This is a genomic window from Nostoc sp. DedQUE05 (assembly GCF_034530955.1).
Lineage (GTDB): Bacteria > Cyanobacteriota > Cyanobacteriia > Cyanobacteriales > Nostocaceae > Nostoc.
The window spans coordinates 47,702-60,890 of record NZ_JAVRCB010000024.1 but is presented as its reverse complement, the minus strand read 5'-3'; the positions used below and the strand labels follow the sequence as shown (position 1 = coordinate 60,890).

General features: G+C 42.1%; 6 protein-coding genes. 1 reads left to right on the top strand and 5 read right to left on the bottom strand.

The genetic code is table 11. From position 1 onward, the window contains the following. Positions 1-599: 599 nt before the first annotated feature. The 3 genes from RMZ42_RS18725 to RMZ42_RS18715 all read right to left on the bottom strand — a co-directional run bounded on the left by RMZ42_RS18725 (position 600) and on the right by RMZ42_RS18715 (position 8,868). Positions 600-2,828: an adenylate/guanylate cyclase domain-containing protein gene (locus RMZ42_RS18725; protein WP_322672797.1), complete on the bottom strand. Its 2,229-nt coding sequence runs from the start codon at positions 2,826-2,828 to the stop codon at positions 600-602. 77 nt (positions 2,829-2,905) lie between these two features. Beyond that, positions 2,906-3,643, bottom strand: a complete 738-nt coding sequence (locus tag RMZ42_RS18720) for a DUF928 domain-containing protein (protein ID WP_322672796.1) — start codon at positions 3,641-3,643, stop codon at positions 2,906-2,908. Positions 3,644-3,885: 242 nt separating this feature from the next. Next, positions 3,886-8,868: a CHAT domain-containing protein gene (locus tag RMZ42_RS18715; RefSeq protein WP_322672795.1), complete on the bottom strand. Its 4,983-nt coding sequence runs from the start codon at positions 8,866-8,868 to the stop codon at positions 3,886-3,888. 620 nt (positions 8,869-9,488) lie between these two features. Here RMZ42_RS18715 and RMZ42_RS18710 point away from each other — a divergent pair. Beyond that, complete coding sequence (locus tag RMZ42_RS18710) at positions 9,489-9,809, top strand: hypothetical protein (protein WP_322672794.1); 321 nt, start codon at positions 9,489-9,491, stop codon at positions 9,807-9,809. A gap of 113 nt (positions 9,810-9,922) precedes the next feature. Here RMZ42_RS18710 and RMZ42_RS18705 read toward each other — a convergent pair whose 3' ends face one another. Beyond that, positions 9,923-10,249 carry an anti-sigma factor antagonist gene (locus RMZ42_RS18705; RefSeq protein ID WP_322672793.1) on the bottom strand — a complete coding sequence of 109 codons (327 nt, stop codon included), beginning with the start codon at positions 10,247-10,249 and terminating at the stop codon, positions 9,923-9,925. A 226-nt stretch (positions 10,250-10,475) separates the two neighbouring features. Further along, positions 10,476-12,698, bottom strand: coding sequence for a sensor histidine kinase (locus tag RMZ42_RS18700; protein ID WP_322672792.1), 2,223 nt, complete (start codon positions 12,696-12,698; stop codon positions 10,476-10,478). Positions 12,699-13,189 lie beyond the last annotated feature (491 nt).

The window sequence follows — 13,189 nt, the reverse complement described above, 5'->3', positions numbered from 1 at the left end:
CTATCTTTTGTATGATTATATACCTAACAAAAGGGAGATTATTATATGCATAAATTATTTTTTGCGTAGGACAATGGAGTATACTTTAATTTTAGCAGAATCACCAGAGTTTAACCATCAACTCTCATCTGCCAATATTAAACGTGCCAAATTAGAAGAATTTCATTAAGCAGCGTATAACTATTCAGGTAGAGCGTATGATGCAACTTTTGAACTGATGGATGCGATATTGCTGACGCGAAACGCTTACAGTTTGGTAGATTTATTGCTATCATTGAATGTCTGCTTGATTAAGAGTAGCGTTAAGTAGGCCGGCAGACAAAACTTGTCGGGTTTTGGGGGAAGGAGAAAAGGTAAAAAAACCCTTATAACAATTTTTTATAAAGCTGCATAGAATTCGATCCCCCCTAACCCCCCTTAAAAAGGGGGGAACCGGAAAAACATCTATCAAAGTCCCCCTTTTTAAGGGGGATTTAGGGGGATCAAGATATGTGCAACTTCACATTAAATTGGTATTAACCCTTATCCTTTAGCCCTTTCCCAACAATGAACGAGGCTAAAATCCTCTTCCTTCCTGCCTCCTACCCGATCCCAACTACTTAAATCTTACTAAGAATTACTTTGAGATCAGAACTTTTAGTAGTAAAGTAGATATAAAACAACCCATCTTCTATTGGTTTTTCTAAAACTTTAGCATAAATATCAGCGCTTAATTCTTTTGAATAATTTGGTGATAAAACTAATTTAATATTACTGAATAAAGAAGGGATGACATCTTTTTCTATATCCTTGGGACGTACCTCAGCCCCCTTAGTGGACAGTTTAACTAAACTGCCTTGAAAAAGGGTTTTATCAATGTGCTTTTCATCTAAAATTGTATATTCTATTGGTATTGCTTCAGCTAAGGGTAGTAATTTTTCTTCTTCTTGAGTTAGAAAGAGATTGTATTTTCCAATAATCCCGCTAACTTCGTAAATATTTATCGGTAGTTTAATTCCTTTTACTTGTACTTGCTTTTGCCCACAGATTTTAACAATTGACTCTACTTCTTTAAATGTCGATTCTGAAATAACAATCTGTCCTCCAATTGTATAGGATTCAATACGATAGGTGAGATTCACCTGGCCACCGACTACACCATATTTGGTTCGGATATAAGAACCAATATTTCCAACAACAACTTCGCCGGTGTTGACAGCTATTCCCATTTCTAATGGTGGCAGATTCCACTGCTGCATCTTTTCATTTATACTCATCATTGCTAACTGCATAGCGATCGCACAAGCAATAGCCCTTATAGTGTCGTCTTCTTTGGCAGTAGGCGCACCAAACAATACTAAAATACCATCGCCTGTAAACTCATCAATGGTTCCTTGATATTGGGTAATGATATCTGCCATTGATGCTAAATAAAAGTTGAGAATTTGAACAACCTTTTCCGGGGGTAATTGTTCCGAAATACTGGTAAATCCTCTTAAATCGGAGACGAGTATGGTGATTTTGCGCCGTTCGCCCCCAAGCTGTAAACCTTTTGGGCTTTCTAATAAGGTAGTGACTACTTCTTTGCTTAAGTAACGCCCAAATGTATAACGAATTTCTCCAGCAGTACGGGCGATGTAGACTGTAATAGCGATCGCAGATCCCAACAATGCTAATAATGGTGGTACTACAGGTATCCACCAACTAGCGATAAAGGCTGTATATGTACTAGCCAATAGCACACCTGCTGCCAAAATTGGGCTAGTTATTTTCTGGAAGGATAAAAATTTTATCCCACCTGCATATCGCCATTGCCAAGTTAGACTTGCACCCACAAAAGACCACAAAAAAATCCATCCTATTTCTATTGGCTGCGACCAACTCTTAATTAGTGGGCGACCTGCTGTAGCTGCACTGATAATTTGGCTAGCCATATTCGCGTGAATCTCTACCCCAGGCATAGGTTCAGGAGAAGTCAACAAATCACTACTATAGGGAGTGAAAAATAAATCCTCAAAACTCTCGCTGACGTTACCAATCAAAATAATGCGATCGCGTCCCCATTCTGGTGGTACCTTGTCTTCTAAAATATCTGTCATCGTGACTGTAGAAAAGCGCCTAGCTGGCCCCCTGTAATTTATTAAAATTTGGTAGCCACGGTCATCAGCTCGCACATAGCCACCATCATTAGCAGCAAAAGGGATAAATCTTGTCTTTCCTAACTGCCAATTTTTTGTCTGTCCAGAAGTTTGGGGTGCAATACCTTCGGCATCGAGATAAAGTAAAGCTAAATATAATGCAAAACTGTAAATAGTCTCTCCATTTTTATCTGTTAAGTAGAGCAAACTGCGTCTTACCTTTTTATCTGGATCTAAAACCAAATCATTTGCACCTACTTGCCCTTTATCTTTGAGTGCTGGTGGCGGGTCAATTGGCTCGCGTTGGTTATCTCCTACCACTCTTTGAATCCCGACTAAATTAGGGGTAGATGTAAATACTTTGGTTAATTCTTGATGTCCTGGTTCTACAGGTAAATCGCGGTAGATATCTAAACCAATAGCTCGTGGTTTCCTGGCTTTTAATTTTTGCAACAATTGAGCATACAGACCATCTGGAACGATTGGCTGACGAATTTTTTTCATGTCTGCAAGATTTACTCCCACAATGACAATTCGATCGTCGGGTGCTTCTTGGGGTCGCAGACGCATATATCCATCAAAAGCCTCCAACTCCCAAGGCTGCATTAAACCAGCAAAGCGTAATAAGATGACTACACCAGCCACACTAGGAGTAGTAATCAAAACACCGCGCCATTGCCACAGTAGCTTTTTCCACTTTCTCCAGATCATCTTGTTTGTACCAAAATTAATTTTTCCGGGTAGCAAAGTAGCCGTTTTAACTTTGCTGATATTTAGCTGTACTGAGGTTAGGGATCGCTCGTGCAGCAGTCAAGGAAAGGTTCTTTGGCGATCGCCTCTAAACCGACTGATTGTAAAAGTTCTTCCCATTCAGTTGGCTTCTCGCGGCGCAATTGAGCAACGGTATTCAGTGCTTCCTGCCAAATTTGAGACTTTGCATAAATTTTTGCCTGTTCTAGAAGTCCTGCCCCAGCTAGCTGATTTTTCAGGGATGAACTTACTTCAGTACGCTGGAGTAATCCCTTGACAAATTGATCCTGAGAGCGGTCTTGAAAATCGCAAATCATCGTGAAGTACCATCGATAATACTTGCCAATTTGGAGAGAAACATTTGCTGGTAATTCCAGTTTAATGATGCCAGGAGTACTAGGCAGTTTAAAAGTTGTCAGATAAACCTGATTTCCGGCTTCATCTGTCAAAGCCAATTCTCCAGATTGGGCAGTATTTTCAGGAATGTACCAATATAGTGTTGGATTGGCTGCAACCGTTTTCCCAAAATTATTTTTTGACGGCATCAAAGGCGTTATCGGTATTCCTCTCTCATCGATACAAGAAGAGCCACGCGTTCCTCCACCCAATGTTTGAGAGGGCGCTCCTCGGTCATCTACAGGTGGGAATTTGAGACTGACTTTCCACTCCACGTTGGATGGCGATCGCCGTGATGGCAAGCCAGCAAAAGTGACAATGGTGGGAGAAAGTGCGCTAACAAGGATCGCTAAAAACAGAAAAGATTTTGGTAAATTCATGATCCACGTAAAGACTTCTATTGAATGTAAATCTTTGAAGCAGTAAATCAGTCTTTTCAGAAGTATACTTGAGTGCTGTTAGCGGATAGCTAAAGTTTAGCCCGTGCTGAGTCAAGAGGCAGAGCCTCTTGGAACTCGTTCCCAGCCTTCAGGCTGGGAACGAGGGTACAATAAGTCTTTGGGCTTTACAAGCGTGCCATTCCGCTCCCAGTTAATTGGATAATTTATTTTCTGGAAGTCCCTTACCAGGGATTGCCGACGAGCGTGAAACCGCTCCAATAATAAGGATGAGCAAATTCTTTGTCTCCTATCTGTCTTAACTCCTGCGGTAAAGGAAAACTCTGACTCGCTGTTACCAACTGACCCTTCTCTAGTCGCACCTGGCCCTTGAGCATCGCTACCTGTGCTTGCCGTAGAGCCTCGGCTTTGATGGGAGTTTCTTTCAATTTCTCGTAGAAACTTGTCATTAGTCCCATTGTGCTTTCATCGTTGACAGACCATAGACTGCCCATCGCTGATTTCACTCCTGCTAACACCGCCAAACCTGCAAATCCCAACTCCGCTTCTGGGTTGCCTAATGCTGTACGACAGGCACTCAAAACCAATAGTTCCACTGGTGGCTGACTTAACTTCAACTGCTGCAATTGGCTAATTAGTAATTTGCTATACCAAAACTCAATATAGGATTTATTGATATTACCAGGCTGAAAGTTGGCATGGGTAGAGAAATGGACAATACCAAACGTCTGTAAAGCGCGGGCTTGTTTGAGCTTTTCCACTGTGAAGTTTTCGTTGAGGAAAGACTTACCAGACCACAATTGACTAACGATTAAAGACAACTCTACTGAAGCTGCTGGTAAGGGCTTTTGATCGGGGAAGCGATCGGCTCCCATCGCTAAGACTTGCTGATTTCTCACATCCGCATAGCGAGTGTCAGTAAGTGATAGGCTGGGCATAAGACCAACGCTGTATCTTTCCACAATAAACCCTTGTCCGTCATGCAGGGCGGCGATCGGCAGGGAGCGTAAACCCGCGTCCATCAAAAAGCTGAGATTCGTGATTTTTTGAGCTTGTAAATCCTTTTCCAAAGGCCCAAGCAGCCACTTATAGAGCTTTTGAGCCAAAGCTAGATATGGGGGAGAGCGTTGAATGTTAGTGATAGCTGCTTGGAATTCTTGAGCGTTTTTGAGGACTTGCTCTCGCGTCGCTCCCTTAATCTGCCGTCTGATTGGTGTTCCAGAGGAAGTGACCATCACTAGTTCGAGCTGGTAGTTACCTTGAGCTTGTTGCGTAGTGGGTTGTACTTGCTGTCGGCGCTGCTCCAAACTTTGAGAATTGAACTCCCAGATAGGTTGTGGTTGCTTAACAGTCTCCTCTTGTTGAGATTTGGAGTCTTGCTCGGTTTTGGGTTGAAATAAGACATAAATCAGGGCAGGTTTAATGCCAGTGGCTTGTTCAATTCGGCGCAATATAGCCTGAGCCTCTTTTAGGGTTTTGATGCGGGCATTGCTGATGCCCAAATGGTTCTCAAAGGTCTTGGTGAAGGCTTCCTCCAGTTCTGGTAGGTTGGTGTCAGTTGCTGGTGTGGAGGCAAAGGTTACTTGTAGTGGCTGCGTAACAGGGAAGGGATTGCTGAGATCGACGGGATTAAAATTAACAAGTGGAGTCTCAGTTGCAGGTGGAGGGGGGATAATAGAGATTTTCCCGCCAACGATCGCACCAGCTGTACCATTTACCGAGGCATTGCCAATCTGAAACGGATTTAAGTTGCCTCCCCCATGCCGGATCGTGATGTCTCCGCCACTGTTACCGCCAAGGCTGGAAATGCTAGCCAGACTGCTGTTGCTGTCGGTGAAGGTGTCTGTGACTCGGAAAAATTGTCTAGCGGTAATATCTATGTCACCGCCTCTACCGTTTTTCCCACCTTGGGCGTTAATCTGGGTAGCTTGAATGTCACGGCTGGAGTCAAGGGTGATATTGCCACCGTTGCCGAAACTACTGCTGGAATCAATTGCGCCAGTGGTAATATTGGTGGCAGCTTTGGCGATGATGGCACCACCGTTAACTCCTGAACTGTTCAGGTTGCCCGTAGAAATGGCATCGCCGCTTTCGAGAGCGATCGCTCCTCCATTCCCAGTTGTAGAACTAGTATTGAGAGTTCCTGCACTGGTATTGATATTGCCATTGATACTGCTTATTCTAATCTCTCGACCTTGATTTACCACATCGCCAGTGGTAATGTTTTGGTTGGCTTGCAGGTTAAGGGTGGCATTGTCGGCTCCTGTGAGTTGAAATCCACTAGTGTTGATGGAACCTGAGCCAAAGGGCGATCGCAAAGTAACCGGATCGTTGAAAGTCACATCACCTGCCAAGGTAATGCTACCGCTGCTGTTATCTCGCCCGATCGATATTTGAGAAAAGCCATTTTGCCAGGTGTTTAATTTACTGGCATTTAGATTTAAACGGGCATCGTTAATGTTGCCACCCAAGGTAATGCCTAAGCTAGGAGTACGAGGCTGCAACTGAAGGATACCAGTACCTTTGATTTGGGTGGAGCCAAGAAAGTTCATTTCATCAGCAGTGAGGGCGATCGTACCACTGCCTGTTCCAGTGGGGTTAATCGAACTGTTCTTAATGCTAATTCCTTCTGTGCTGTTTCTACTAGCACCTTCTAAGGTTATATTTCCTGTTGCCGTCGATTCCACTTCTGCGCCGTCTTCCAGTAAAATGCCGAAGTTACGATTTCCCTCTCCATTACCGCCAGTACCCATGAAGCTGATATTTCCATTGGTTGAACTGACTCTGGAATTGCGACCGATATATATCCCCTCACTAATATCAGTCCCGACTCCGGCAATCCCCTCTAGAGCAATTGTCCCCGTTTTAATCGCGGTGATGGCGCTACTGTTTACTTCAATACCGTCGTTGTCCCTACCTCCTCTGGCGTTACTAGTACCTTGGAGTGTAATCTTCCCAGTACCCGTGGAACTTACCAGGCTATTGTTAAGCTGAATCCCGTTGTTGTTGTTTCCATTCCCGTAGCCTATGCCTGTTAAGCTGATATCTCCATTTTCAGCCATGATGCTGCTATTATTCAGCAAAATGCCTTTCTGCTCGCTAGCATCAGCGTTGTTTCCCTGACCTTTAATTGAAATATTGCCACTTCCAGAATTGAGAGTAGCTCCATTAAGGCTGACTCCAATGGGATTTGCTGCTGTTCCTTGTGCCGGTTCGTTTAAGGGGTTACTACTACCGCCCAGAACTATATTGCCTCCATTAGAATTGATCGCAGCACCGCTTTTGAGGGCGATCGCTCCTCCATTGATACCGTCTCGATTTGCATTGAGGGTGACATCCAACTTCCCCACACCACTGGCTGTTAGCTTGGCATTTGAGTTGATAAAAATACTGTTATTAGCTTCTAGCGTTAGATTTGTATTGGCAGTACCCGTTGTGCCGATGTTGGCATTTATGTTGATATTGCGATCGGCAGCTAATTTCAACGAAGAACCGCTACTCCATGAGATTGGATTGCTGACTGTAATATCTCCTTTACCAGCCAAGCCCGATGTTGTCGAAACGGTAACATTACTCAAAGCTAGTTGATTTTGTAGCCTAGTCGAGTTGAGATTAGAAGAGGTTGTGGTGGTGTCAGCAAATATACCACTACCGAAGGTCATACTGGCGGTATCTGTTGCGCTGCTGATGGTGATATCAGTCGGATCTAGCAGAAGCGTGCCGACTTCTCCCGCAGGCGAGCGCAAATCAACTAAGCCTTGAAATAAGAGCAATCCCTTGCTAGATACTTCTACTAACCCGCCATTGCCATTAAGCCCGCCGATGGCGTCGATCTTACCAAAGAACTGAGTGTTATTATCTGACCAAACGATCGCCCGACCGCCATCACCGTTTCGCAGGGCGTTAGCATTAATTACCGAATCACTGCTAACAAACGTCTGTGAGGCATTGGGCAAAATACCTTGACCTTTGTAGTCTCCCCCAATCCGAACGATGCCGCCACCAGATGTGCCAGAGGCATTAATGTTAGCACCAATCAATCCGACGCGATCGCCCAAGACGTTTACTGTACCACCTGTCTGCATAACTCCTGTATTAGAAACATCTAGGGTTCCAGAAGCGATCGTAGTTCCTGCGGCAGTTGGGATAGTTGTACCAGATCGTGTTAACTGTACTGTGCCAGCATCTAAATTAGGTCTTACACCCAGATTTAGTCCCTTAGCCCCTTGGGTTAACAGCGTTGGCAAATCCAGAGGGTTAATTGCTAGGTGTTGGTCTGTTGTATTTCTTGGTAGTTCTAGCTCTAAACTCAGCAGGTTTCCCGCTTGAGAGATCCGAATCAGGTTTGTCCCTGGTACTGCTGCAAGAGTGATATTGCCGCCAGGTGCGCTCAATGTAGCCGTATTGATAATACTTCCACCGATTAAAGCCAGATTGTATCCTTCTAAAACTGACAAACTACCAGCATTGATAATAGTCCCAGGATTGGCGAAATCAAAGGCAAACCCGGAGGGATTACCATTTAAATTTGAGTAATCATTTTTACCGACTGCATTAAACCAAAAACGATTGTCAAAACCAATTGCTGTAGCAGTCGTTACTGTAAAATCAGCCGGAAGGTTAATTTGGGCATTCGGCCCAAAAATGACTCCTGCTGGATTCATAATGAATAAGTTGGAATTTCCTCCAGTTACCTGAATCAATCCATTGATGGTTGAAGGATCTCCACCGACAACTCGTGTGAGAATATTGTGAATATCGGGATTCGCGAGAAAATTGGCAATCTGCTCTTGATTGAGTCCAAATTTCTCTAAGCTATGAAATAGATTCGCCCGATCGCCAGAAAGTTTACCTCCTTGGATATCGATGCGATTACCCTCTTGAGTTACAACTGTCCCTGTCCCATCATTAGCTGGAACAATCGATTGTCCAAGTACGGGTTTGGCAGCAATGCTCCCTAACCAGAAGCATAGGGTGAGCGCGATCGGCAATGCAGCATTCTGACTTCTAAACACCAGTTGCTTTTGCTGACAAAGACGCTGTAAGTAGCTTGTTTCCCTAAAAAAGTACAAGTGCGCAATTACCGACGCTCGATGACTCGCTACCGCTGACGCTCGATGACTCGCTAACGCTGCGCTAACGCTAACGCCAACGTACTGCCTTACCAACGGACTATTTCCTTTTGACTTTTGATTTTTTCTGTTCACTGCCAATTCCCCAAGCTTAAAGTTGATAATTCACTTGGAATAAAAGCCATCATCTATGAGCATTATTGCTATGTGCGATCGCCATAATTCTAGTGGTGCGCTACACAAACTTTTCCTCGTAGCCAGCAGAGGGGAAAGAACACTTGCGAACTATCTTCTTTTTGTCCAAAGTCCAAACAGTAGATATCTTTAAAATAGTATCATTCTAATATATAAAAATATTAGAGAATCTTTTTACACAAAAATATGAGCAACATACTGAATTATCTTGAAGACAATCCTAAAAAACAAAGTTTTTGATTAGTTGGGAGTATGAACAATTACAACAATTAATTTTAAATACCCAATGATTGTATCATGAAAAACAAGCTTTATTAGAATTGAAAAAAGTGAAAATTATTGTTATACGAGGAGGTCGTAAACCAAAACTATCTATTAAATAACAAATTATTTTAAAAGGCTCGACCTTAACTTCTCACGACGAATACATACTGCGTTGTCTTGTAGTTTAAAAATTTACTTTATAAATTGTCTCTTAATTAACGTAACCAATAATTAGTGATGAGCAGATGGGGTCATTAGCTTCATCCACTGTTACATTTCATACCTTAAAACCAAGTATGTCTTTTTGGAATTTAGCACGCGATGTGAAACAACAAATCGCTACGAATATCCAGCGCAACGATCTATTTAGTATGATGCTAGCGTTTGGACTGGCAGTGGCAACAAAGGGGATGCTCTTAAATCAAGTACTGGCAAGTGTTGGAGTCACTAAGCTTGGTTTAGTTAACATTTTTGATCGCTATGGGGTATTTCAACTCGAAGAAATTAATGCTGTAGCTTCAGCATCGGTGTTTCCAGGTGTTTTTATGGTTGAGGCATTAAGGTTTCAGAAAAACATGTTTTTGAATTTTATATTTTCTGAGCCTTCACTCAGTTAGGAAACGATCGCGGCACTTGCAGACGATGCTATTGCCTACCTAGTTGATGCTTGTGCAGATTAGAGTTTTTGCCAGCGTAAATTTGTTTTTTTGGTAGTAACTAGTTGAGTTTCTCAGGAAGCAGCATCATATTCATCAACTACAAGTAGGCTTTGGTCAAGTCCAGTTTTTTTGAGTGTATCCAAGACCATTTCTTGCGGAGCAACTATGTAAATATTTGCATTAGCATCTATTGTTTGTTTAGCAAAAATGAGTACCCGCAGACCCGCACTGGCCATATATTCTAAGTCTTGCATCAACAACACGAGGTGTTTTGGATGCTCAACTGCTGCTTTCTCTACCTCTGTCTTGAAAATGGGTGCAGTCATTGCATCTAATTCTCCAGACAAAGTGATTTTAGCAACATCATTGCCGATCTCTAGTGTGACGCTCAAAGCCATAACTTTTTCCTCTATGCTTATTTATTTGAATCTATTCGTAAGATTTTAATGTCGGAGATAATTTATCAACAAGCAATTATACTTAAATATTGCTGAAAATTGGCGTTGTAAACATAATCTTTGAACAGGTGATGCCTACTTTGGGCTATGTTTACGCGTAAGGGACTTCCAACTCAAAAAAAATCCCATCGCTTTGTAGGCAGAGGGGCAGGGAGATATTAACAGTCTATACTTTGACGACGCCTTCAGGAGCTTGTTGGCGGATAGGCACTTGAATTATGAAATTAGTGCCTTGCCCAAGGCTAGAAAAACATAGCAATTTCCCACCATGCTTTTCTGTAATGATTTGGTAGCTGATTGCCATACCCATACCTGTTCCTTTGCCTACGGGTTTGGTAGTAAAAAATGGATCGAAGATCCGGTTTTGAACCGATTCTGGCATTCCTTGTGCATTATCAGCGATCGCAATTTCTATTGATTGTGAATCAACCACTGAAGTGCGGATAGTAATTTGACTGGGATTTTCTTGTATCTGTTGAGAGGTACGCTTGATGTCTGCTTCATCAAGGGCATCGATTGCATTTACCAAAATATTCATCAATACTTGATTGAGTTGACCAGGATAGCATTCTACTTGCGGCAAGTTGCCATAATCTTTAATAACTTCAATTGCTGAACGGTCTGGTTTATCTTTAAGGCGATGTTGCAGAATCAAGAGCGTACTTTCGATACCTTCATGAATATCAACTGTCTTAAATTCCGCTTCATCCATACGCGAAAAATTTCGCAGCGATAGCACAATATTACGAATTCTTTCAGTCCCCATTTTCATCGAAGACAGCATCTTTTGTAAATCTTCCACAAGAAATTCTAGATCGATTTTCTCTGCTAATGCTTGAATTTCTGGGTCATGACTAGAATGGCGTTCTTGGTAGAGATAAATCATCTGTAACAAGTTTTCAGTATATTCATCCAAGTAAGTAAGATTACCGTGAATAAAGTTGACTGGGTTATTGATTTCATGGGCAATACCTGCTACCAGTTGACCCAGACTAGACATTTTTTCACTTTGAACTACTTGTGCTTGGGTACGTTGCAATTCACTCAAGGCTGTTTTCAGTTCAACAGTCCGTTGTTCGACTCGCGCTTCTAGTTCTGCATTACTATTTTCTAAAGCCACAAAGGATTCGCGCAATTGTCCTGCCATGTGATTAAAAGAGTGAGCAAGAGTGTTGAGTTCATTGATATTCCCTTCTTCGAGTGTCTGTTGTAAATCACCAAATGCTATTGCCTGAGTAGTCTGATTCAAGCGCAAGATAGGATGGGCAATCCAACGCGAGGTAAATATGCCAATCGTTGTTGCGACTATCAGCGCCCCAAAACACAGCAGGATACTAATTTGGGTGTTGGCATGGATTTGCGCCATGTAAGTTTTTTCCGGAATACCAACTACCACTAACCAGTCCAAACCATGTTGGTCTCGCCAAGGTACAATATGCACATAGAAATTTTCCCCTTGAACATTAACTTTCAGTTTTTGGGTATTGGTAATCGACTGGAAATTTGGAATGCGCTGCTGAAGCTGCTTGGCAATGTTTTGTACCGCCGGATTGGGGCTGTCGATCGCTTTCAGGCGTTTAATTTGGTTATTGACTACAGTAAAAGGCTTTTCTTGAGCAGAATTGGCAACCAACATACCATCACGCTCCATAATAAAAACTTGTCCAAAGTGGCTGACATTTAATTTTTGTAAAAATTCACTGAGTTTCAACAGGTGAATTTCAGCCCCGACAACACCAATCAGTTTTTTGCTGGCATCATAAATCGGACGACCTGCCGATGCCACAATATAGGGGGGATAAGCAGGATCGTAATAAGTATAAATGCGAACCCAGATAGGTTTTCCGGCTTTCACAGGTTCAGTATAGGCAAGTTCATTGACGGTATCCCAAGTACTGGTTGTCATCACTTTGGTTGGGTTGCCATGATTATCTGTTAAGTAAGTTTTCGTATTTTTCGGCAGACTTGGAGTTTTGATTGCATTATCATCGATTGTCACCGTTTTGCCATCGTAGCGGCCGGCTCCAGTTCCTTCTCCAGTTGCTAGGTTCAAGCTGATAAAGGTTAGGTCATAAGCTTGCATTTCGTGCCAGAAATACTTACCAACCTTGAGGCGATCGCGCACATCCAGCAATCCCATATTAATTGCATCCGCATTTAACTGGATAACTTTATGGGGAATCGACAGGTAAGCATCCAAATGTTGATTTACTTCACCACTAGTTCGTTCCATCAACTGATCCGCCAGATCGTTCACCGCTTTCTCGCCATTTTTAAATGACACATATCCAACCAGTCCCACGATGGCAAAAACTTGCAATACGAAAGGAACGATCAGAACAAGGTGTAATGAAAATGCACGGACTTTGCTAGATGGATGTATCTTCATAAGTGGTAAATCTTGGTTCGCTCAAGTCTTGGCTTAACCTAGATTACCCATCACAAACTTCATACTATCAAATACCAGGAATATCACTTAGTTGTATTTATACTATTTTTCAGATAATTTGTGTTTCATCTTCCCGAACTTTATCCTCAATCAAGCTCATTCCTTGCTTCTGCGAACAAGATAAATACATCTTTGTCCTGCTATTTGGGATATTTAATGTGATTTACTAAATATTAATACTTAGTAATTAAGTTTACTTTAATAATGCGATTTGAAAAATGTTTCAGTAGCTAAACATTACTTTAATAATCTTAATGAAGTATTAATGTTTATAATGATTTAATATTTGTAGAAATAAAAATTCAAGGTTTTTGAATTCCAAAAACCAAATCTGGCAATCAAGAATGCCAAAAACTTCATAAATTAACTGTTTGCAATTTCAGACCTGATATCGGTATTCAGAAATCTTTGGTAATCAACCAAGCTAACTG

Coding starts and splice junctions, on each gene's coding strand:
- RMZ42_RS18725 (WP_322672797.1), bottom strand. CDS start 2,828: ATGATCTGGAGAAAGTGGAAAAAGCTACTGTGGCAATGGCGCGGTGTT.
- RMZ42_RS18720 (WP_322672796.1), bottom strand. CDS start 3,643: ATGAATTTACCAAAATCTTTTCTGTTTTTAGCGATCCTTGTTAGCGCA.
- RMZ42_RS18710 (WP_322672794.1), top strand. CDS start 9,489: ATGTCTTTTTGGAATTTAGCACGCGATGTGAAACAACAAATCGCTACG.
- RMZ42_RS18705 (WP_322672793.1), bottom strand. CDS start 10,249: ATGGCTTTGAGCGTCACACTAGAGATCGGCAATGATGTTGCTAAAATC.
- RMZ42_RS18700 (WP_322672792.1), bottom strand. CDS start 12,698: ATGAAGATACATCCATCTAGCAAAGTCCGTGCATTTTCATTACACCTT.